At 58.8% G+C, this 22,098-nt stretch carries 21 protein-coding genes; 11 read left to right on the top strand and 10 right to left on the bottom strand.

Translation table 11 applies throughout. From position 1 onward, the window contains the following. Nucleotide 1 precedes the first annotated feature (1 nt). The 4 genes from tssE to tssA are packed head-to-tail and all read right to left on the bottom strand — an operon-like array spanning nucleotide 2 to nucleotide 4,018. On the bottom strand, nucleotides 2-409 hold the full coding sequence (gene tssE / locus CKW17_RS10365; RefSeq protein WP_007920274.1) for a type VI secretion system baseplate subunit TssE: 408 nt from the start codon (nucleotides 407-409) through the stop codon (nucleotides 2-4). 9 nt (nucleotides 410-418) lie between these two features. Next, complete coding sequence (gene tssC / locus CKW17_RS10360; protein ID WP_016772499.1) at nucleotides 419-1,894, bottom strand: type VI secretion system contractile sheath large subunit; 1,476 nt, start codon at nucleotides 1,892-1,894, stop codon at nucleotides 419-421. Nucleotides 1,895-1,919: 25 nt separating this feature from the next. Further along, nucleotides 1,920-2,423, bottom strand: a complete 504-nt coding sequence (tssB, locus tag CKW17_RS10355; protein ID WP_003229587.1) for a type VI secretion system contractile sheath small subunit — start codon at nucleotides 2,421-2,423, stop codon at nucleotides 1,920-1,922. A 32-nt stretch (nucleotides 2,424-2,455) separates the two neighbouring features. Further along, entirely contained in the window at nucleotides 2,456-4,018 is a 1,563-nt protein-coding gene (gene tssA, locus CKW17_RS10350; protein WP_007920270.1) for a type VI secretion system protein TssA, read from the bottom strand. 715 nt (nucleotides 4,019-4,733) lie between these two features. Between tssA and CKW17_RS10340 the strand changes: the two genes are divergently transcribed. The 6 genes from CKW17_RS10340 (at nucleotide 4,734) to CKW17_RS10315 (ending at nucleotide 12,015) form a co-directional block, all read left to right on the top strand. Next, nucleotides 4,734-6,758, top strand: coding sequence for a type VI secretion system tip protein VgrG (locus tag CKW17_RS10340; RefSeq protein WP_095119777.1), 2,025 nt, complete (start codon nucleotides 4,734-4,736; stop codon nucleotides 6,756-6,758). Continuing rightward, nucleotides 6,755-7,603: a DUF4123 domain-containing protein gene (locus CKW17_RS10335; RefSeq protein ID WP_095119776.1), complete on the top strand. Its 849-nt coding sequence runs from the start codon at nucleotides 6,755-6,757 to the stop codon at nucleotides 7,601-7,603. Before CKW17_RS10340 ends, CKW17_RS10335 begins: the two co-directional genes overlap by 4 nt. Further along, nucleotides 7,600-8,391: a hypothetical protein gene (locus CKW17_RS10330; protein ID WP_095119775.1), complete on the top strand. Its 792-nt coding sequence runs from the start codon at nucleotides 7,600-7,602 to the stop codon at nucleotides 8,389-8,391. The genes CKW17_RS10335 and CKW17_RS10330 overlap by 4 nt, the downstream gene beginning before the upstream one ends. Next, the gene (locus tag CKW17_RS10325) at nucleotides 8,388-9,230 is read left to right on the top strand and encodes a hypothetical protein (protein ID WP_095119774.1); all 843 of its coding nucleotides are present in this window, start codon (nucleotides 8,388-8,390) and stop codon (nucleotides 9,228-9,230) included. The genes CKW17_RS10330 and CKW17_RS10325 overlap by 4 nt, the downstream gene beginning before the upstream one ends. Further along, entirely contained in the window at nucleotides 9,227-11,563 is a 2,337-nt protein-coding gene (locus CKW17_RS10320; protein ID WP_095119773.1) for a lipase, read from the top strand. The genes CKW17_RS10325 and CKW17_RS10320 overlap by 4 nt, the downstream gene beginning before the upstream one ends. A 95-nt stretch (nucleotides 11,564-11,658) precedes the next feature. Further along, nucleotides 11,659-12,015 carry a hypothetical protein gene (locus CKW17_RS10315; RefSeq protein ID WP_095119772.1) on the top strand — a complete coding sequence of 119 codons (357 nt, stop codon included), beginning with the start codon at nucleotides 11,659-11,661 and terminating at the stop codon, nucleotides 12,013-12,015. Nucleotides 12,016-12,111: 96 nt separating this feature from the next. Here the strand turns inward: CKW17_RS10315 and CKW17_RS10310 are convergent, their stop codons facing one another. The 3 genes from CKW17_RS10310 to CKW17_RS10300 all read right to left on the bottom strand — a co-directional run bounded on the left by CKW17_RS10310 (nucleotide 12,112) and on the right by CKW17_RS10300 (nucleotide 13,915). After that, nucleotides 12,112-12,387, bottom strand: a complete 276-nt coding sequence (locus tag CKW17_RS10310) for an HU family DNA-binding protein (protein ID WP_003213368.1) — start codon at nucleotides 12,385-12,387, stop codon at nucleotides 12,112-12,114. Between the two features lie 190 nt (nucleotides 12,388-12,577). Continuing rightward, entirely contained in the window at nucleotides 12,578-13,726 is a 1,149-nt protein-coding gene (locus tag CKW17_RS10305; RefSeq protein WP_095119771.1) for an NAD(P)/FAD-dependent oxidoreductase, read from the bottom strand. Between the two features lie 21 nt (nucleotides 13,727-13,747). Continuing rightward, on the bottom strand, nucleotides 13,748-13,915 hold the full coding sequence (locus CKW17_RS10300; protein ID WP_003177199.1) for a rubredoxin: 168 nt from the start codon (nucleotides 13,913-13,915) through the stop codon (nucleotides 13,748-13,750). 201 nt (nucleotides 13,916-14,116) lie between these two features. Here CKW17_RS10300 and CKW17_RS10295 point away from each other — a divergent pair, with 201 nt between their 5' ends. Together CKW17_RS10295 and ubiA are read left to right on the top strand one after the other, a co-directional pair. Beyond that, nucleotides 14,117-14,677, top strand: a complete 561-nt coding sequence (locus CKW17_RS10295; protein ID WP_095119770.1) for a chorismate lyase — start codon at nucleotides 14,117-14,119, stop codon at nucleotides 14,675-14,677. Further along, on the top strand, nucleotides 14,677-15,567 hold the full coding sequence (gene ubiA, locus CKW17_RS10290) for a 4-hydroxybenzoate octaprenyltransferase (protein ID WP_095119769.1): 891 nt from the start codon (nucleotides 14,677-14,679) through the stop codon (nucleotides 15,565-15,567). Before CKW17_RS10295 ends, ubiA begins: the two co-directional genes overlap by 1 nt. Before the next feature lie 112 nt (nucleotides 15,568-15,679). Here the strand turns inward: ubiA and CKW17_RS10285 are convergent, their stop codons facing one another. Further along, entirely contained in the window at nucleotides 15,680-16,063 is a 384-nt protein-coding gene (locus CKW17_RS10285) for a hypothetical protein (RefSeq protein ID WP_095119768.1), read from the bottom strand. Between the two features lie 151 nt (nucleotides 16,064-16,214). Here CKW17_RS10285 and phoB point away from each other — a divergent pair, with 151 nt between their 5' ends. From phoB to CKW17_RS10270, 3 genes are all read left to right on the top strand, one after another. Beyond that, nucleotides 16,215-16,904: a phosphate regulon transcriptional regulator PhoB gene (gene phoB, locus CKW17_RS10280; protein WP_007896474.1), complete on the top strand. Its 690-nt coding sequence runs from the start codon at nucleotides 16,215-16,217 to the stop codon at nucleotides 16,902-16,904. A 139-nt stretch (nucleotides 16,905-17,043) separates the two neighbouring features. Then, nucleotides 17,044-18,330, top strand: coding sequence for a phosphate regulon sensor histidine kinase PhoR (phoR, locus tag CKW17_RS10275; protein ID WP_238786360.1), 1,287 nt, complete (start codon nucleotides 17,044-17,046; stop codon nucleotides 18,328-18,330). Nucleotides 18,331-18,440: 110 nt separating this feature from the next. Then, nucleotides 18,441-19,781, top strand: a complete 1,341-nt coding sequence (locus CKW17_RS10270) for a hemolysin family protein (RefSeq protein WP_095119766.1) — start codon at nucleotides 18,441-18,443, stop codon at nucleotides 19,779-19,781. Between the two features lie 114 nt (nucleotides 19,782-19,895). Here the strand turns inward: CKW17_RS10270 and CKW17_RS10265 are convergent, their stop codons facing one another. Both CKW17_RS10265 and CKW17_RS10260 read right to left on the bottom strand, forming a co-directional pair. Next, a complete protein-coding gene (locus tag CKW17_RS10265; RefSeq protein ID WP_095119765.1) occupies nucleotides 19,896-20,792 on the bottom strand; it encodes a M23 family metallopeptidase in 897 nt (298 codons plus the stop codon). A gap of 209 nt (nucleotides 20,793-21,001) precedes the next feature. Beyond that, nucleotides 21,002-21,958, bottom strand: a complete 957-nt coding sequence (locus CKW17_RS10260; RefSeq protein WP_095119764.1) for a response regulator — start codon at nucleotides 21,956-21,958, stop codon at nucleotides 21,002-21,004. Nucleotides 21,959-22,098 lie beyond the last annotated feature (140 nt).

The following is a 22,098-nucleotide window of genomic DNA, read 5'->3' as shown; positions in this document are numbered from 1 at the left end:
CTTAGGTGACCTTCACTTGTCCGCTGCCATCCAGGCGCGCGGAAAAACTGACCTGACGCTTGAACCCTTCAACTTCCAGCAGACCTTCGATACTGAAGGCCAGGCGAAGTTGATCGTGGTCACGCGGCAGGGAAATGACACGCACGTTGCTCAGGCGCGGCTCGTAGGCTTCGATGAAGTTTTCGATGGCCAGACGGGCCTGACTCAGGGAGTCGTGCAGGCTCAGACGCATGTCATTGAGATCGGGCAACCCGTAGTCGGCCAGCGTTTGCACGCTGCCGGCCCGGGTGCTGAGCATTTTGGCCAGATGGGCAGCCACTGACGCCATGGCACAAGCCTCAAGGCTGTTGCCCTTGCGTAGTTGCGCGTCGCCGTTGAGGCGTTCGAACAGGCTGCCGTATCCGTCCATGAGTCGCTCTTACTCTTTGTCCAGCTTGCCAACCAGCGACAGGGTGAAATCGGCACCCATGTACTTGAAGTGCGGACGCACGTTCAAGCTCACGCGGTACCAGCCCGGCTCGCCTTCAACGTCGCTGACGATCACTTGCGCAGCGCGCAGCGGACGACGGCCACGCACTTCGGCGCTCGGGTTTTCCTGGTCGGCGACGTACTGACGGATCCACTTGTTCAGTTCCAGCTCGAGGTCGGTACGTTCTTTCCACGAACCGAGTTGCTCGCGCTGCAGCACTTTCAAGTAGTGAGCCAGGCGGTTGACGATCATCATGTACGGCAGTTGGGTGCCGAGCTTGTAGTTCAGCTCTGCGGCCTTGCCTTCTGCGCTGATGCCGAAGAACTTCGGCTTCTGCACCGAGCTTGCGGAGAAGAACGCCGCGTTGTCGGAGCCTTTACGCATGGTCAGGGAGATGAAGCCTTCCTCGGCCAGTTCGTATTCACGACGGTCGGAAACCAGAACCTCGGTAGGGATCTTGGTTTCGATTTCGCCCATGCTTTCGAAGTGGTGCAACGGCAGGTCTTCAACCGCGCCACCGCTCTGCGGGCCGATGATGTTCGGGCACCAGCGGAATTTGGCGAAGCTGTCGGTCAGCTTGGTGCCGAACGCGTAAGCAGTGTTGCCCCACAGGTAGTGCTCGTGGCTGTTGGCAACGGTTTCCTTGTACACGAACGATTTGACCGGGTTTTCTTCCGGATCGTACGGGTTACGCAGCAGGAAACGCGGCACGGTCAGGCCAACATAACGGGAGTCTTCCGAAGTACGGAAGCTCTGCCATTTGGCGAATTGCGGGCCTTCGAAGTGGTCTTTCAGATCCTTCAGATCCGGCAGGCCGGTGAAGCTTTCCAGACCGAAGAATTTCGGGCCGGCAGCAGCGATGAACGGCGCGTGCGACATGCACGAAACGCTGGCCACGTACTGCATCAGCTTGACGTCTGGCGAGCTTGGCGACATGTAGTAGTTAGCGATGATCGCGCCCACAGGCTGACCACCGAACTGGCCGTATTCAGCGGTGTAGATGTGCTTGTACAGGCCCGACTGCATGACTTCCGGCGAATCTTCGAAATCGTCCAGCAGGTCTTCTTTCGAGACGTTGAGGATTTCGATCTTGATGTTTTCGCGGAAGTTGGTGCGGTCGACCAGCAACTGCAGACCACGCCACGACGATTCCAGAGCCTGGAAGTCCGGGTGGTGCAGGATTTCGTCCATCTGACGGCTGAGCTTGGCATCGATCTCGGCGATCATGCGGTCAACCATGGCCTTCTTGACCGGCTCACCGTTGTTCTGCGGCTTGAGCAGTTCTTCGATGAACGCCGACACACCGCGCTTTGCGATGTCGTAGGCTTCGTCGTCCGGAGTCAGACGGGTTTCGGCGATGATGCTGTCGAGAATGCTGTATTCGCCGCTGGCGGCGCTCTTCTCTTGTGCTGCGCTAGTGCTCATTGTGTTGGCTTCCTTGGCTGGAGTCTCAGGCGTCCGGGGCTGCGGCGTTCAGGCCCAGCTCACCGAGTACGCGACCGCGGGATTCGTCGTCGGCGAGCACGCCTTCGATCGCTTTACGGAACGCAGGTGCGTTACCCAGCGGGCCTTTGAGGGCCACCAGCGCATCGCGCAGTTCCATCAGTTTTTTCAGCTCAGGCACTTGCTCGACCAGGCTGGCCGGGTTGAAGTCCTTCATCGAATTGACGCGCAGTTGCACAGCCAGCTCGTCGGCCTCGCCATCTTCCTGCAGACGGTTCGGCACGCTCAGCGTCAGACCCAGTTCTTGCTTGGCCAACACTTCGTCGAAGGTCATCTTGTCGATGCTGATCGGCTTGCGATCTTCGATTTTGCGATCGTCCTTGCGGTGGGTGTAGTCACCGATTGCCAGCAGCTTCAGCGGCAGTTCAATCTCTTCCTGAGCACCGCCGGTGGCGGGTTTGAAGGTGACGTTGATGCGTTCCTTGGGGGCTACCGAGCCTTCTTTGGCCATGGCTTTTCTCCTTGCGGTTGTGGCCCTGGGGCCTATTCGAGTACCACTTCGAGGTCGAGGTGGCACAGCCTGCGATAAATCTCTTCCTTGCGTTCACGTACGGCATGGTTCTGCGGCAACAATTCGCAGCAGCTATGCAGTAGATGCAGCACTTCCAATGCAAGATCGGGCTCCCAGGCGTGCAGGCCTGAGTCCTGTAATGTCTGATCGAGGGTTTCCAGCTGGTTCTTGGCCAGTTCGTATTTCTTGGCCATGAAGCACAGCCGTGCGAGGGCGAACTGCCAGAAGAAGCGTTCGCGACCACCGTGGGCCGACTGCAAGCCTTGCTTGAGCGTCTGCACGGCAGGCTTCAGGCCTTCCTTGCGCAGCAGCGGCAGAACTTCTTCGAGGGCCTTTTCCCAGGCCGGCTGGGTTTCGACGTTTTCGCTTTCGACCTTGCGCGGCGCGCTGGCGCTTTGCAGGTGCGGCATGACGTTGGCGGCGATCCACGCCCGGGTGGACGGATCGGCAAACGGCGCGCCGTCATGGAAACGCAACTCGACAATGCCGGGCAGCCGTTGAACCAAAAGCGCGAAGTGGATTTCCACTTCGCGCATTGCCAACTCGGCGTTGAGGTTCTGGAGACATTCCCAGACCATCCTCTGGCCATCGAACCAGAACGGCGCCTTCGCCAGGCTCGCCTCCAGTTCCACCAGCAGGTCGGCGTATTTGCCCTGATCGAAACGGTCCTGATAAAGCTTGAGTTTTTCCAGCGGCAGGCCGCGCAGCACGGTGATCTGCTCGGCGTTGCGTTCGGGCACCGCGTCGATGGTCATCCACAGCAGCGTGCGATTGAGGCGCAGGGCGCGCAGGTCGGTGGCTTTCTGCTTGAGCCACCAAGCGCACAGCGGCCGGGCGCTTTCCTGTTGGGCGCGCAGGGCTTTGTGTGCATCACGTTCGTTGTCGATCGGTGCGCCGGGGGTGAGCAACTGGCTCGCGGCCTGCTTGACCTGCGCCACCGCCGCACCCACAACGCCGGGGGCCGGCTGGTTGTCGGCCGCGCGCTGGATCATGGTTTTCAGGCGACGGGAGATCGGCAGCAGCAGCGGCGAGTCATCGCCCAGGTGCTCAGCACACGCCGCTTCGAGACCGGACAGGTGCTCGGAGAGCTGCCGGAACATCGGCAACTGCTCTTTGATCGCAATGTTTTCGGTGATGACCTGCTCGAGACGCGGCACCAGCCAGCCGATGGCGGCGGCACGGGTGCGGGGCTTGAGCGGGTGAACGTCGGCCCAGTTGTTTTCCGACAGATGGTGCAGCAAACCGAGGCCGGCCAGCAGCCCGGGGAAGGATTCGCGCTGGTACAGCGACCAGGTCAGCCAGGCGCCGACACGCAAATCCTTGGATTGGGTACGCAGCAGATTTTCGCTGTTTTCGCGAATTTTCAGCCAGTCGATCTGCCCGCTTTCGTGCATCGACGAGGCTTTGGCCAGCTCGCTTTCCAGCGCCTCGAATTCGCTCGAAAAACGAACGTCTTCGCCCGCGAAATTCTCTTTGGAAACAGAGACTTTAGCGAGTTCGAGGTAATGGGCGGAAAGTTTGCTTGAGTAGGACATCCATGGCCTTTATTAAGGATTACAGTCAGGCGCCTATTGGGGTAACCGCGGCGCGGGACAGTATCGAAGAGCGGTGGTGCGACTCATCCAATTGAGATGTGCTCTTTCAAGTGGGCGCATCGTAATCACTATGATGGCCACTAGCAAGCATCTGATTAAACAACAAGACGAAGTGTTCATTGGGGTCTGTAGGAGATTGCCCTATATGTCACAAGGGAATCCCTGATAGTCATTTATATTCGCCACATTTCTCTCTCCCCAGCCAAAGCCCTGAGCCAGAGCGCTTCCGGGCGGCGAGACGACATCTTGCCGGACGCTCGTCCCATTACAGGGTGGCAAGCATGACAACTCTTGAAAAAAATAGAAGTAGGACACTTCCGAAAATGCATCAGCCTCTTTGAATAATTCAGCGAGGACAATGACGAACACAAAAAGTGCCATCAATTTGATGGCAGAGTATTTTTGTGAAACTTTCACAGCCCCGTAAACACTGCACATTCGTGCTAACTCAATAAATACCGAAGTAGTCTCCTACAGCCCTTTCCTTCAATTCATACAGCGTTTTACAACCCAGAAGTCTCTGACAGATGACAGAGACACTTCTTACATCAATTTATTTCCCACACAGCTAGCGTGCCTTGGCAAATTTTTTATGCGTGGCGATCAGGGAGGATCGAACACCGCGCAAAGACTCACTTTGCTTAAGGACAAGCCTATGTTCGGTACGGTCAATTGCGCACTGTTTACCCTGCAAATTCCTGCTTTTCGTCACGACTTCAAGGTGCTTTCGTTTAACGGCGTTGAAGCCATCAGTCAGCTGTATGCCATCCGTGTCGCACTGGTGAGCGAGCGGACTGATGTCGATCTGGAAGCGTTGCTAAGCCGACCTGCGTTCCTGCAATTCGGCGCCAATCAGGAAGGCATTCACGGGCGCATCGAAAACGTAATGCTGGCGGAGTCCGGCAAACGCCTGACTCGCTATGAGCTCACACTGGTGCCCGCGCTGCACTACCTGCAATTCAGTCGCGACCAACGGATTTTTCAGAACCTGACGGTGCCACAAATTGTTGCGCAGGTTCTGCAACGCCAGGGCATTCAGCCCGATGACTTCACCTTCAATGTCACCACCAGTCCGGTGCGTGAGTACTGTACGCAATACGGCGAAAGCGATTTCCGTTTTATCCAGCGCCTGTGCGCCGAGGACGGCATCGCGTGGCATCACCAGCACTCGGTCGACAGGCATTTGCTGGTGTTCAGCGACAGTCAGGTGTTTTTCCCCAAATTGGGTGTGACCCCTTTTCAGCCTGACAGCGGCATGGTTGCAGAACATCCGGTGGTCAATCACCTCACCATGGGCTTCAACACTCGCACCAGCACGGTCACCCGTCGCGACTATGACCTGAAACGCCCGAGCCTGTTGCTGGAGAGCCGCTTCACCGCCGAGTTCACGCCCGAACTTGAAGACTATCGCTATCCGCTGCTCATGACGTCCGAGAAACACGGCAAGCAGCAGGCGCGCCAAGCACTGGAACGGCACCGCAGCGACTATCAATGGATTGAGGGCAAGAGCAATCAAGCGACATTGCGCAGCGGTCATCTTTTCGACCTGACCGAACATCCGCGACCGGACTGCAACGAGATGTGGTTGTTGTTGAACATTGCTCATGAAGGTAAGCAGCCCCAAGTGCTGGAAGAGGCTTTCAGCAGCGATGACAAAACGGCTGATGGCTTCACTCAAGGTTATCGCAACACTTTCAAGGCCATCCCGGCCGACGTGCTGTATCGCCCGCCGCTGCCAGCGCCAAGACCTGTGCTGGTTTGCCAGACCGCGCGAGTCACCGGGCCACCCGGAAGAGAGACGTTCTGCGACGAATACGGCAAGGTTCGCGTCGAGTTTCCATGGGACCGGGCAGAACTCGATAACGAGAAGAGCAGTTGCTGGATACGCGTTGCCTCCAGCTGGGCGGGGGAAGGTTTCGGTGCGATAACCATTCCGCGCATCGGCATGGAAGTGGTCGTGACCTTTCAGGAGGGTGATCCCGACCAACCACTGATCACCGGTTGCGTACCCAACAAGGTCAAATCCCCCGCCCACCCACTGCCGGCCAACGAGACCCGAACGGTGTTGCGCAGCCAGAGCTCTCCGCGCAATGGCGGATACAACGAACTGTCGATCGAAGACCGTGCAGGCCAGGAGAAAATCTACCTGCGGGCTCAGCGCGATCTGGAACAACTGATCCTTAACGACAGCCACAGCCTGATTACCCGCGACCGCTTCGAGCAAATTGGCAATGACAGCACCAGCCTGATCGAGGGCAAGACACTGCGCACCCACCACGGAGTGCGAAGTACGCAGATCAACGCCGATGATCTGCTGACCGTCAGTGGCATCAGCAGTCACTCGGTTGGAGCGCTGGTGATTCAGGCCGGCCAGCAGGCGCATGTCACCGCGAGCAGCGTGGTGATCGACGCCGGCATGAGCCTGACGCTGTCGGCGGGTGGGCACCACATCGTCATCAACGCCGGCGGGATTTTCAGCAGCGTGCCCATCGTCGAGGGCGGTGCGCCGTTGGCGGGCATCGCGCCACTCCAGCCGCTGCAGGCAGTGGGCGGCATCGCCCCTCCTGTCAGTGCCACACCGCTGTCGATCGTCAACAGTGCTCGCCAGCAAGCGGCGGATTATTGCCCGCTGTGCGAAGCCTGTGCGGCTGGGCAGTGCGGCCTGGGAGAAGTCGCATGAACCGGGTCGAACTATGGCTGCACGAGCAGTCCCGCGCCGGACTTGATCTGTTTCTAATGCTCGACTCCGACGGTCAGAGTGAAGCACGCACGGCGCTGGCCGCCGACCTCGGCACTGAGCGATTTCGTCATTTGTACGCGGGCACGGCGGCTGAGTCATTGGCGCAAACCGGCCCGCTGCTTTTGCAGATCGACACGGCGCGCCACCCCGTCATCCTGTCATTGCTCGCCACCCCCGAACGCCATTGGGGTTGGCTGGCCAGCGCCGAGCATGTCGCTCTGGATGATCTGGCAAGCCATTGGCGCGAGCGCGTGGTGACCGGTGAACGCCCCAACCTGGCGGTGTATCGCGTGCATGACAACCGCGTGCTCGGACGCGCGCTGGCGCATCTGCAACCCGAGCAATACGCAGCGTTGCTCGGGCCGGTCAGCAGCATCTGTTACTGGCATGCCGGGCAATGGAACGTCGCCGACAACCCGGACCCCGGCGAACACCCGCTGCCCATCGACCCGCCATGGCTGCAGACGCCCATACCGGAGCTGATTTACGCAAACGTGCTGTTCGACAACGCCCGCCGTTATTTGGTGGGCGAGCACACTGAAGCGATGGCCAAGCTAGCGGAGCACGTCGACATCGATGACTGGCTGTGGGGACAGATTCAACTGACGCACCTGTGGGGCTGGCAGCAACCGGAGCAAGTGCACTTTTTGCTGACCCAAAGTCTTCAGCTACCGGTGTATGTGCCGCCCAGGTCATGGTTGCCCAAACCCGGAGAAGACTCGGCGGTGCACTTTGAGCGGGTGTATCAGCAGGTACTGTATTGGCAGGAGAGCGGCCCCCTATGAGACGTGCATTTCAATATCTGGCACTTGGCAGTTGCACTGCATTGACCCTGGGTTGCTCTACGGTTGGTACGCCGAACACGTTTACCTTTGTCCCCGACTTTCCACCCAACTTCAAGTACGACCTGACGGCCACCTATGTGCCCACCAAAGATCAAACATGCTCGGTGCCGGGTGGAAAAGGTACTCAACTTGGGTTCAACAAAACCAACATGAAATACGAAAGCACCTCCGTAGTCCCGCTTTACAGAACCGTAAGCGACTGCCCGCTGGCGCTGAACCATGTGGAGATCAAGGTCATCGGTGTTTTTGGCCCCGGACGAAGTAACAGCAGCTATGACTACGCCTCATTTGCTGTGCGCCCGGAGTTGCTGGAGCGACAAATGGGTAGTTTCAGAGATGACGAGACAGCTGAGTTCTTCGGTGAGTGCATGTGGTCTTTTCGCACGGTGGGCCCGAAGCGTTACCTGATCAAACTGCTGACCTGCAAAAAAATGGATGCGCAGGGCAATGTCGGGCGAAGCCGTCCTTCCACGGCGTACACGCTGACTCAGCTAGCGGGGATAACCGTAAGGCTGAAGATCAAGTTGTCCGACGAGGAAGAGCCCTACATGGGTGACACATGGGTAAAGCAGCCAAATGGATGGAAGCGTTGCATGGGGAAAGGCTTCGAAGATCAACATGCTTTTTGTTACGGCAATCACAAGGACTTCAGCACCTTCAGGATGGTGGATGAGCGGATCTGCACTATTTATCCGGGCTGCACTGAAAACAAGGACGAAACCCCATGACGGATCAAAAAACACCGCATTCGCGGGTGTATTTCCCCCACTTCAAACGAGTCTTTCAGTGCCTGACATTGAGCACTTGCCTTGTTTTGACCTTGGGTTGTTCAGCTGTCAGCAAGCCAAACACATTCACCTTTGTTCCTGACTTTCCGCCTGACTTCAAATACGACCTGACTGCCACCTATGTTCCCGCGAAGGGACAAACGTGTTCCGTACCGGGTGGAAGAGACACTCAACTTGGGTTCAACAAAACCAACATGAAATACGAAGGCACCTCCGTAGTCCCCCTTTACAGAACCGTAAGCGACTGCCCGCTGGCGCTGAACCATGTGGAGATCAAGATCATTGGCGTCATTGGCAGAGACAAAAAACGCGACTATTTGGGCTATGACTACGCCTCGTTTGCCGTGCGTCCCGAGCTGTTGGAGCGACAAATGGGTAGTTTCAGCGATGACAACACCGGAGAGTTTTTCGGTGAGTGCCAGTGGCTGTTCCGCACGGTTGGCCGAAAGCGCTACATCACAAAAATACTCACCTGCAAAAAAATGGATGCACAAGGCAAAGTCGGTAGAGGTCGGCCTTCCACGGCGTACACGCTGACTCAGCTATCGGGCAAAACGGTAAGGCTGAAGATCAAGTTGTCCGAACAGGAAAAACCCGCCATTGAAGATACCTGGAGCAAAGTGCCCGGTGGATGGAAGCGCTGCATGGGCGACAACTTTGAAGACCAGTACGCGTTTTGCTACGGCAATCACAAGGACTTCAGCACCTTCAGGATGGTGGATGAACGGATCTGCACTATTTATCCGGGTTGCACTGAAAACAAGGACGAAACCCCATGAGCATTGAACCGTTAGATCCGAGCATCGCTGCGTTTATGCAAGGCAACATCCACGCTTGCCCACTGCGTGGGCATTCAACTAGTTTCCAATTGGTGGACGAGTTCGGTGCTGGCAAACCCTATGCCGGATTGACATACGAAATCATCGATCACGAAGACACCGTTTACACGGGCAAACTGGACGCCACAGGTTACGGCAAGTTAGAAAACCATTACTGTGGCCCGGTGGTACTCAAACTGTATAACGCATATCGAGGCAGTGAGAAAACATACACTTTTTTACAGGGCAGACCCCACTATCCACTTCCCATCACCGAACTCCAGGTGCGCGCCGAAAAAACCCGGTTCTTCAACAAATCAGGTGTACGCACCCAAGCCAATCCTGCAAAAGACCTTGCCGCAAACGCTGCCTATTACCAGGTTGAGGTCAGCGAACTTGTCAAGCATGTAGCGCACTTGCCGCCCTTGGCCCAGCGTAGTGATCCGCCGAATATGGTGGTTCACGCACTTATGCGATCCGCGCCAAAAACCAGATCCTTTGCGCAAGTTGATGAAAATTTGCCGGACAAAGGGACGAGCGCGATCTTCAGTCAGGAAGACCGGGGCATGGTGGAGCTGGGTTTTTCTCCACCCCCGCCCAAACTTACAGGGATTGCCTTGCTGCCTAACAAACATCATGTGCTGGAGGTGCGCCCCATGAGGGCGTTGCGCCCGATGTTGTCGACGAGCAATGAGTTCTGCGCACTCAACCTCTATCAACTTTCACTGATGGCGACACTGAGTTACACCGACTTCGGACAGGAGCCCAACACACAACTGGTCGAGACCGACAGTGTGAGCTTCCCCGTGCAGCCCAGCAGCGGCAACTGGTTTGGCCATGCCCTGCCGCAGTTTGATGAACTGTGGAAAGTCGATGCCCTGCAAACGAAGAAGTACTACCCCTTGTATGAGGAGGTCCCTTACTCGAAACGTCTAGAAGTGGTGCCGTTCGATCCATCGCTCTATCCCGAGGTCAACGACCCGGCATTGGGTGATGAGCAGGAAAACGCGGCCAAGTTGCACTTTTTTGATGATCGCCAGCAGGTCCAACGCACGGACACACAAGCCTTCATCTGCCACCACGACGAGCTGATCCTCATCAGCGTGCGCGGCACCAGTGAAATATGGCCTGACGGCCTGCGTGATGGCGATGCCTATCAGGTTCCATTCGAAGAAGGCGAAGGCAAAGTACACCGAGGTTTCTACGGTGGGGCTCTGGCGGCATACCCCTTTATTGTGACCTATCTGGATAAGTTCTACAGCGGGCAAAAGCTGCTGATCACCGGGCATAGCCTGGGCGGTGCAGTGGCTTTGATACTGTCCGAAATGCTGCGCCGTGATAAGCGTTTCGACCCCGACATCGTTCTCTACACCTACGGCGCCCCTCGCGCCGGCGACACCACTTTCATCGAAAGTGCCAAGGCGTTGATCCACCACCGCATCGTCAATCAGAACGACCCTGTACCCAGCGTACCCGCCACATGGATGAATACCTTTGCCAACCCCAAGCCAATGTATATCGCCAACGGAGCAGTGCTGGTTATTACCCCGGCTGCCGGTTTTGCCTTGCTTGTCTGGGGAATGACCAACTTCTTTGGTGACGATTACGGCCATCACGGGGCGCTGCGCCATTTCATGCCAGTGGTGTTTGGCAAGGAACACCAATCCTCCATTCTCTGGCAGCCGGGCTGCAGCATCATCAACGATCACGGCTGTGCCGAAGCCTTGCGAAATATCAATGGCTTGCCCAAGCGCGGCTCTTTTCTGAAGCAGCTCTTCGCGGCAGGCGATCACTCGATGGTTGGCAGCTACATCCCCGGCTGCTGGGCAAGCCTGCGCCGCTGGCAAGAGGCGCAGCAGCTCAATCGCTCGTTGGTCACACCCCGGGAGTTCGAATGGGTCAGCGGCGCATTGGAAAATATCAGAAAGCAACTGCGTGCCGTTGAGCGCGAGATCCAGGCTCATCCCAGCGCCTATGTCCGCCACCAGGAAAGAAACCACAAGGTCACGGTTCTCAACAATGAAATAGACAAAATCAAAATGACCCATGACCGCCTGGTCGCCCTGCGCAGCCAGCGAGTCACCGAAGCCGACGTTTACGGCAGCTACGCCGACCAGCCCGAGTGGGTGCAGGAAAACCTACTGCGCTGGAACGCTCACCCGGAAAACCTCGTTCAGGAACAACTGGCGATGATTCCGCCAGCCGCCGAAGACCACGATGCCGCTATTGCCGCAATGACCGGTGGGCATGCAGTTGGCGCGCCGTTTCAGCTGGATATTGATTCGATTGTGTAGTGGCTAAACAACGCGCGGGCAAACCTTGGCTATGCCAGAATCCAGTGCCAAAGAATTCGGCACCCTATACAAAGGCTGGTAAGGAGCTTCACCTCATGGAATTGAAAGCCGTATTTTTCGTAGCACTTATGTGGCTACCAACCACCCAAGCATCAGCGGACACCCCGTCACTGGACGGCCATTATTACCTGGTTGGCGCGATGGAAATGGGCGCTGAATTGCTGCTGCGCAAGGACGGCACCTTTGACGCGGGTGTGTCGTACGGCAGTGCCGACGGTTTTGCCAAAGGCAACTGGCAGGTGGACAAGGACATACTGACGCTGAAAAGTGCAACCAAGCCTGCTTCCGATAACGATTTGTCTGCCCTCTTCGAGGATCTGCAATTGACTATTGAGCCAAATTGCCTGGCCGTGGACTTCGGCAATGGCAAGGCCTGCTTCCGGCGTCAATAAGCCGATTTGCAGCCACAAAAAATGGGCACCCGACCGCAATCGGTGTGCCCATTTTTTATTACAGTGTTCCCCCGCTATTCAGGGGATCCGCCGCACTTATGGATTAACGCTGTCTTTCAACGATTTGCCTGGCTTGAACGCCACGGTGTTGCTGGCCTTGATTTTGACCGGTTCGCCGGTCTGCGGGTTTTTGCCGGTGCGGGCGCCGCGGTGGCGTTGCAGGAAGGTGCCGAAGCCGACCAGCGTCACGCTGTCCTTGCGGTGCAGAGCGCCGGTGATTTCTTCGAGAACGGCGTTGAGTACGCGGTTGGCCTGTTCTTTGGTCAGATCTGCTTTTTCAGCGATTGCAGCGGCGAGTTCTGGTTTACGCATTAGTGAAGCCCCTTTGACGGTTTTTTGTTGTTATGTCCGTGCTGTTCTCGTTGGAACAGCGCCCAAGGCGCCGCAGGCTCTACTCTGCGGCAGACGGGAGTGAGAATGGCACGCGGATACCGGCGGCGCCAGTCTCCCCGCGACCTTTGTAGGGGCAAAAGCGGGGTGATTCCGACAGAACGACCGGTATTTACGCCAGCAGGGCCGGAAGCTGTTTGTTCAGGGCCAGTTTTTCCATGACCGCCGCACCGGTCAGCGCATAACCGAGCAACTGACCGTCGGCACCGTGGCACAGCGCCTTGATGTCGGCGCCCTGCCCTTCAACGGTCCAAACGCCTTCGCTACCGCGTGGCGGCGGCGAAACCACCAACGGGCAAACCGGGGTTTTCACGGTGATCGGCATCGGGCCGTAGCTGACCGCCGTAGGGTTTCCTGCCAGTGTTTGTGCCAGTGCTCGCGCACAGCTCATGAGGGGCATTACGTACAGCAGATTCAGCCCGTCGACCTCGGCGCAGTCGCCCAAGGCGTAGATATTGGCGTGAGAGGTTTTCAGGTGCCGATCGACCACGACGCCGCGATTGACCTGTACGCCAGCGGCCGCCGCCAGATCGATGCGCGGACGCAGGCCAATGGCCGAGACCACCACGTCGCAAGGAATGACCTGGCCGTCGGACAGATGCGCTTCGAGGCCGTCGGCGACTTTCTGCAATCGGGTCAGTACGGGGCCGAGATGAAATTTCGCACCGAGGCTTTCCAGCCCGGCCTGCACCGCTGCCGCAGCGGCCGGGTGCAGCAGCATCGGCATGACTTGTTCGCACGGCGCCACCAGTTGCACTTCGTAGCCGCCAAGGATCAAGTCATTGGCGAATTCGCAGCCAATCAGGCCGGCGCCGAGCAACAACACACGGCGCTTGCCCGCCGCAGCGGCACGGAAACGTGCGTAGTCTTCGAGATCATTGATCGGGAACACCAGATCCGCGCCATCGCCTTCGATGGGCACACGCACGGTTTCTGCGCCCCAGGCGAGGATCAGATCGCGGTAATAAACCGCTTCTTCGCCGATCCACAGGCGCTTGTGGCCGGCGTCGATGCCGCTGATGCGCGTGTGGGTGCGCACTTCGGCCTTCAACTGCTCGGCCATGGCGCCCGGTTCGGCCATGCTCAGGCCATCGGCGTCCTTGTTCTTGCCGAACCCGGTGGAGAGCATCGGTTTGGAGTAAGAGCGGCCGTCATCAGCCGTAATCAACAGCAACGGGGTTTCGCTATCGAGTTTGCGAAACTCGCGGGCCAGGTTATAGCCCGCCAGCCCAGTGCCAACGATGACGACAGGTGCGCTCATGCCTTACTCCTTTCGATTTGCTTAGTTGATTTCGATCATTTCGAAGTCCATTTTGCCAACGCCGCAGTCCGGGCACAGCCAGTCTGCCGGTACGTCTTCCCAACGGGTGCCCGGCGCAATGCCGTCATCCGGCCAGCCATCGGCTTCGTTGTAGATCAGGCCACAGACGATGCATTGCCACTTTTTCATTCAGGTACTTCCTCAGGGTTCAGGCTGGGTGCCGGCGCGGACGGTCGATGGGTGTTGCGCTGCCATCCGGCTCAGGGCGTTTTGTACTGATGGTGCCGGGTAGATGCAAGCCTGTTCGGCGCAATGGCGACCCGGATCAATCAATAGCGCAGCTCGCCATGGTAAGCTCGCCGCCTCATTTGCGGCTAATAATGACTCATTGTGCAACATTCAAATGCCTGCCCGACCCCGCTCTGGCTGACCCAAAGCCGACTGACGCCCCTCCCCGATTCGTTGACCCTCGACTGGTTGTTCGACGAAGGCTCCCTCACCCGCCGACTGACCCGGTTGTCCAATGACGGCTTCAGCGTCACGCAACTGTTTGAAGGCTGGGACACCCTGCGCGCTGACGAATGTGCCGCGCTGGATCTGGCCGAAGGCAGTGAAGGCTGGGTGCGCGAGGTGTATTTGCGTGGCCACGGCGAGGCTTGGGTGTTTGCCCGCAGCGTCGCTTCGCGCGCCGCTTTGCAGGGCGACGGTTTGCACATGGACGAGTTGGGCAGTCGCTCGCTGGGCGAACTGCTGTTTTGCGATCAGGCGTTCCAGCGCCGCGCCCTCGAAGTTTGCCACTACCCTGAACAATGGCTGCCGCCAGCCGCCAAAGCGCCAGAATTGTGGGGCCGGCGTTCGCGCTTCGACCGTGGTGCGCTGAGCGTCCTGGTTGCGGAAATCTTCCTGCCGAGCCTGTGGAACGCCGCCCGCGCCCATCCGGAGAACTGCTGATGTATCAGAGCCTGCTCAAGTCGCTGAACCGCTTGAACCCGCGTGCCTGGGATTTCATTCAGTTGACGCGGATGGACAAGCCGATCGGCATTTACCTGCTGCTCTGGCCAACGCTGTGGGCGTTATGGATTGCCGGTAAAGGCTCGCCGTCGCTGGCCAATATCGTGATTTTCGTCCTCGGCGTGGTGCTGACCCGCGCCGGGGGCTGCGTGATCAACGACTGGGCCGATCGCAAGGTCGACGGCCACGTCAAACGCACCGCACAACGACCATTGGCGGCCGGCAGAATCAGTTCGAAAGAAGCGCTGGTGTTCTTCGCGCTGTTGATGGGTGTGAGTTTTCTGCTGGTGCTGTGCACCAATGCGCCGACGATCTGGCTGTCGCTCGGTGGTCTGGCGTTGGCGTTCACTTATCCGTTCATGAAGCGCTACACCTATTACCCACAAGTGGTGCTGGGTGCGGCGTTTTCGTGGGGCATGCCGATGGCGTTCACTGCCGAGACCGGCGAGTTGCCGGCGGCGGCGTGGCTGCTGTGGATCGCCAATCTGCTGTGGACGGTGGGTTACGACACCTATTACGCGATGACCGATCGCGATGACGATTTGAAGATTGGCGTGAAGTCGACGGCGATTCTGTTTGGTGAGGCGGATCGGGTGATCATCCTGAGTTTGCAGGCACTGTCGCTGGGCTGCCTGTTGCTGGCGGGGTCGAAATTCGAGTTGGGGATGTGGTTCCATCTCGGCTTGCTGGTGGCTGCCGGGTGCTACGCGTGGGAATTCTGGTACACGCGGGATCGCGACCGGATGCGCTGCTTCAAGGCGTTTTTGCACAACCACTGGGCCGGGTTGGCGATTTTCGTCGGGATCGTGCTGGATTACGCGTTGCGCTAAACACCAATCAATGTAGGAGTGAGCCTGCTCGCGATAGCGGTGTGTCAGTTAACGAAAATGCCGACTGACACACCGCTATCGCGAGCAGGCTCACTCCTACAGGGGACCGCGTTTATTTGGCTTTGGCGACTTTCCACGCGCCGTCCATTTTGCCGTCACCGGTCATGTCGCCGGCTTTCTTGTCCATCACGAAGGTGTACAGCGGCATGCCCTGGTAAGCCCACTGCTTGCTGCCATCATCGCGAGTGATCACGGTCCAGTCACCCATCGACTTGTCACCCGCGGTCGCCATCAACGGCGGCCAGTTGGTTGCGCATTTGTCGTTGCACATCGACTTGCCGCCCGAGTCCTTGGCGAAGGTATACAGGGTCATGCCCTTGTGGTCGGTGTACATGCCGTCCTTCTCCATCGCAGGATCCGCAGCCAGCGCAAATCCAGGCAGAGTCAGGGCCGCAGCCATCAGCAGGGCTTTGAAAGAAACAGTCATTTGAGTCATGGAAACCTTCTTTTGTGGTTGTCAGGATTCGGACTTAGAGCTTAGTTCAGGATTTGCACAATCGCCGCCGGACTAAAATACTGTCACACGACTGCAATAATTCCGTTATCTAATGCGGCGCAAGACAGTTAAATGACAAGAGGATTAAGGCATGGTTGGCAGGAGCATTCTGATCGTCGACGACGAAGCGCCCATTCGCGAAATGATCGCCGTTGCGTTGGAAATGGCCGGCTATGACTGCCTCGAGGCAGAGAACTCGCAGCAGGCCCACGCCATCATCGTCGACCGCAAGCCGGACCTGATTCTGCTCGACTGGATGCTGCCCGGCACCTCCGGCATCGAGCTGGCCCGCCGCCTCAAGCGTGACGAGCTGACCGGGGACATCCCGATCATCATGCTCACCGCCAAGGGCGAAGAGGACAACAAGATCCAGGGTCTTGAAGTCGGCGCCGACGACTACATCACCAAACCGTTTTCCCCGCGCGAACTGGTCGCCCGTCTCAAAGCCGTGCTGCGCCGCGCCGGTCCGACCGACGGCGAAGCGCCGATCGAAGTTGGCGGCCTGCTGCTCGACCCGATCAGCCACCGCGTGACCATCGACGGCAAACCGGCCGAGATGGGCCCGACCGAATACCGTCTGCTGCAATTCTTCATGACCCACCAGGAACGCGCCTATACCCGTGGCCAGTTGCTGGATCAGGTCTGGGGCGGCAACGTCTACGTTGAAGAGCGTACCGTCGACGTGCACATCCGCCGCCTGCGCAAGGCCCTCGGCGACGCCTACGAAAATCTGGTACAAACCGTGCGCGGCACCGGCTACCGGTTTTCCACCAAAGCATAAAAAAACAGCTGCAAGCTTCTAGCTACAAGCGGCAAGTAACAGCGAGCCGCTCTGACTTGTAGCTTGCAGCTTGAAACTTGAAGCTGCGGCTAAGGACGCCCCCGTGAATCAAAACTGGCATGGCACCCTGATTCGCCACATGCTGTTGCTGGTCACCGCCTGCCTGGTGATCGGCCTGATCACCGGCTATTACGGCTGGAGCCTCGCGGCGGGTCTGGGGATTTATCTGGGCTGGACGCTCAAGCAATTGCTGCGGCTGCACGAATGGCTGCGCCAGCACCAACCCGATGAAGCACCGCCCGATGGCTATGGCCTGTGGGGCGAGGTGTTCGACAGCATCTACCACCTGCAACGCCGCGACCAACGCGTACGCGGGCGCCTGCAAGCGGTGATCGACCGGGTGCAAGAATCCACCGCTGCGCTGAAAGACGCGGTGATCATGCTCGACAGCGACGGCAACCTGGAATGGTGGAACCGCGCCGCCGAAACCCTGCTCGGTCTCAAGACCCCGCAAGACAGTGGCCAACCGGTGACCAACCTGGTGCGCCATCCGCGCTTCAAGGAATATTTCGAGCAGGACAGTTACGCCGAGCCGCTGGAAATCCCCTCGCCGACCAATGATCGCGTGCGCATTCAGCTGTACCTGACCCGCTATGGCAACAATGAACACTTGATGCTGGTGCGCGACGTCACGCGTATTCATCAGCTGGAACAGATGCGCAAAGACTTCATCGCCAACGTCTCCCACGAGTTGCGCACGCCGCTGACGGTGATCTGCGGCTATCTGGAGACCCTGCTCGACAACGTCGAAGAAGTGAATCCGCGCTGGAGCCGCGCTCTGCAGCAGATGCAGCAACAGGGCGGACGCATGCAGACGCTGCTCAACGATTTGTTGTTGCTGGCGAAACTCGAAGCCACCGATTACCCGTCGGACAACCAGCCGGTGCAGGTCGACACCCTGCTGCAATCGATCAAGAGCGATGCGCAGCAATTGTCCGGCGCGAAGAACCAGCGCATCAGCCTCGAAGCCGATGCCAGCCTGTTGCTCAAGGGCAGCGAAGCGGAGTTGCGCAGCGCGTTTTCCAATCTGGTGTTCAACGCGGTGAAGTACACCCCGGCCGAGGGCAACATCCGCATTCGCTGGTGGGGTGACGATCAGGGCGCGCACCTGAGCGTGCAGGATTCCGGGATCGGCATCGACAGCAAACACCTGCCGCGCCTGACCGAACGCTTCTACCGCGTCGACTCCAGCCGCAACTCCAACACTGGCGGCACAGGCCTGGGCCTGGCCATCGTCAAGCACGTGTTGCTGCGCCACCGCGCACGCATGGAGATCAGCAGCGTGCCCGGTCACGGCAGCACGTTCACCTGCCATTTCGCCCCGGCACAAGTGGCCCAGGCGCGGGCGATCAGCGCCGCTGAGTAATGTCGCACTAGGCAATCGCCAGGTCAGCCGCTACATTGGCTGACTTGTGCCTGCCTTTCAGGCGCGACTTTTACCTCTCTTGAATCACACGGAACCCGCAAAACTCCATCATGGACCCTTCCCCTGGCTTGTCCCTCGCTACAATTTTCGCCGACTTCGGCATGATCCTTTTCGCTCTGATCCTGGTTTTGCTCAACGGCTTTTTCGTTGCGGCGGAATTCGCCATGGTCAAACTGCGCTCGACCCGGGTCGAGGCCATCGCTGAACAGAACGGCTGGCGCGGGCATATCCTGCGCACCGTGCACAGTCAGCTCGATGCGTACCTCTCGGCGTGTCAGCTGGGTATCACCCTCGCCTCGCTTGGCCTCGGCTGGGTCGGTGAGCCGGCGTTCGCACACATCCTCGAACCGCTGCTGAGCGCGGTCGGCGTGCAGTCGCCGGAGATCGTCAAAGGTGTGTCGTTCTTCACCGCATTCTTCATCATTTCGTACCTGCACATCGTGGTCGGCGAACTGGCCCCGAAATCCTGGGCGATCCGTAAACCCGAGCTGCTGTCGCTGTGGACGGCGGTGCCGCTGTACCTGTTCTATTGGGCGATGTACCCGGCGATCTACCTGCTCAACGCCAGCGCCAACGCGATTCTGCGTATCGCCGGTCAGGGCGAACCCGGCCCGCACCACGAACACCATTACAGCCGCGAAGAACTGAAACTGATCCTGCACTCCAGCCGTGGCCAGGATCCGAGCGATCAGGGCATGCGTGTATTGGCATCGGCGGTGGAAATGGGCGAGCTGGAAGTGGTCGACTGGGCCAACTCCCGCGAAGACCTGATCACGCTGGAATTCAACGCACCGCTGAAAGAAATCCTGGCGATGTTCCGTCGCCACAAGTTCAGCCGTTATCCGGTGTACGACAGCGAACGCCAGGAGTTCGTCGGCCTGCTGCACATCAAGGATCTGCTGCTGGAACTGGCGGCGCTGGACCACATTCCCGAGTCGTTCAACCTGGCTGAGCTGACCCGCCCGCTGGAGCGCGTGTCACGGCACATGCCGCTGTCGCAGTTGCTGGAGCAGTTCCGCAAGGGCGGCTCGCACTTCGCCGTGGTCGAGGAGGCTGACGGCAACATCATCGGCTACCTGACCATGGAAGACGTGCTGGAAGTGCTGGTTGGCGATATTCAGGACGAACACCGCAAGGCTGAGCGCGGGATTCTCGCCTATCAGCCGGGCAAGTTGCTGGTGCGTGGCGACACGCCGCTGTTCAAGGTGGAACGTCTGTTGGGCATCGACCTTGATCACATCGAAGCGGAAACCCTCGCCGGGCTGGTCTATGAAACCCTGAAACGGGTGCCGGAAGAGGAAGAAGTGCTGGAAGTCGAAGGCCTGCGGATCATCATCAAGAAGATGAAAGGGCCGAAGATTGTGCTGGCCAAGGTGTTGATGCTGGATTGATGGGCTGATCCGGCACCGCGCCGCGCCCTTCGCGAGCAGGCTCGCTCCCACAGTTGAAATGCGTTCCAGGGTGGGAGCGAGCCTGCTCGCGAAGGGGCCCGCAGGTGCAGCACATCATTGCTTGCCCAACGCAAAGTTGGGCAACGCCCCCAGCGGCTGATTGAACTGATACGGAATCGACACCAACCCGTCTCCGGTATTGCGCTGCACCACAAAGTGCAGGTGCGGACCGCTGCTGTTGCCGGTGTTGCCTGACAGCGCCAACGGACTGCCCACCGTCACCCTTTGCCCCTCGCGCACGCTCACCGAACCTTGTTTGAGGTGCAGGTACACGCCCATCGTGCCGTCGTCGTGCAGCACCCGCACGAAATTACCGGACGCATCATTACCGCGCCCGCTCTGTGCGTTTTCGGTTTTAACCACCACCCCCGCACGCGCGGCAATGATCGGCGTGCCGACCGGCATGGCGATGTCCATCGCGTACTTGTTCTTCGGCCCGTAGTGGCTGTATTGGCCGTTGGCGCCCTGGCTCAGGCGGAACGGTCCGCCGCGCCATGGCAGCGGATAGCGATAGCCCTGAGCGGTTCCGCCAGGGTCGCCGAGGGAATAATGAAATTGCGGGGTATACACCAGCGGCTGCTTGCCGGACACCGCCGTCAGCAACGCCAGCCGCGTATTGCTGCGTGCCGGCAGCACCCGGCGGATGGTTTGCGCCGGTGCACCACGCACATTGCTCAACCCGGTAAACGCCAGTGCCACCTCAACCGGCGCATACAGATCGTTGCGTACGAACACTACGTCGGTGCCCTTCTGCTTCTTGATATCGAGGTAGACCTGGCGCTCGAGGCGTTCGACCATCCGATCCTGAAAGACGAACACCTGCGCGCCTTTGCTCGGGCGGTCGCTGTACGAGACCACGCCGTTGGCATCGGTGGATTTGTAAATGGTCATGGCCACAGCCGAGGAGGAGGCCATGAAGAGACCATAGAAAAACAGCAGGCGCGCGAGCATGGGCAAGAGTCTGTCGAAAGGAAGGCCTGGAAATGAGCCTAGCAGGTGAAGCAGACCAGGCTAGTCGACAGATGTTTCAAATTGGCCAGTCTGGGAGATTGGTGGTGCAAGTGATGGCCCCTTCGCGAGCAGGCTCGCTCCCACATTTGGAATGCATTCCAGGGTGGGAGCGAGCCTGCTCGCGAAGGCGGACTGTCAGGCGACGAAGATCACGCGCCCGGAACGAAGTGCTTCTGCGCCGTGCCGCGGGCGATCAGGCGGGAGATGTAGTCGAGTTTCTGCGCGTCCTGGTCGACGAAACGGAAGGTCAGTTGCAGCCAGTCGCTGTCCGGTTTCGGCTCAAACGCGACAACCGCGTGCAGGTAGCCGTTGAGGCGGGCAATCTCAGCGTTGTCGCCCTGCTCCAGATCGAGCACGGCGCTGTCGAGGATCTGCGGCAGGGTGTCGGTGCGTTTCACCACCAGCAACGCTTCCTTGATGCTCAGGGCCTTGATCACGCATTGCTGAGTACCGCTTGGCAGGCGCAATTGGCCCTGACCGCGCCCACTGGCCGGAGCCGACGCGGCGGCTGGTGCCTTGACCGGTGGGCTGTTGAGCAGGCCACGGGATGGCGCAGCAGCGGGCGCTGGCGCGGCAGCAACCGGTTTGGCAAACGGGTTGACCGCCGCTGCTGCCGGAGCACCGCCGACCACGGCAGGCTTGCCACCGGTCAAGGCGCTCAGGGAATCGTTGCCGAACGCCGAGTTCATTTTGGTCGGCGCGCTGTTCATCAGGGTGTCGAGCTTGCCGACTTTGTTCAGCGCCTGCTTGACCTTGGTCAGCAGTTGCTCGTTGGTGAACGGCTTGCTGACGTAGCCGGAAACGCCGGCCTGAATCGCCTGCACGACGTTTTCCTTGTCACCACGGCTGGTGACCATGACGAACGGCATGGTCTTGAGGTTGTCTTGCTCGCGGCACCAGGTCAGCAGTTCAAGACCGGACATTTCCGGCATTTCCCAGTCGCACAGCACCAGGTCGAAGGCTTCTCTGGCCAGCATGGCCTGCGCCTTTTTACCGTTGACGGCGTCCTCGGTGCGGATCCCCGGGAAGTAATTACGCAGGCACTTTTTCACCAGGTCACGAATGAACGAAGCATCGTCCACGACCAACACACTGATCTTGCTCATCCAACACCCCTATTAAAATCCCGGCAAGCATAACGCTGGCTGATGGCACATTGCCAAAACTCTTCAGTCACGCCGGGACTTTTCGTTCGCGGGTGCTGCTTTTTAATCGAATCTGCCCATGAAAAGCACAAACAAAAACG

The organism is Pseudomonas sp. Irchel s3f10 (assembly GCF_900187515.1).
In the GTDB taxonomy this organism is placed as follows: Bacteria; Pseudomonadota; Gammaproteobacteria; order Pseudomonadales; family Pseudomonadaceae; genus Aquipseudomonas; species Aquipseudomonas tensinigenes.
Note: the sequence above shows the minus strand (reverse complement) of the source record. Positions and strands in the feature narration are given on the sequence as shown.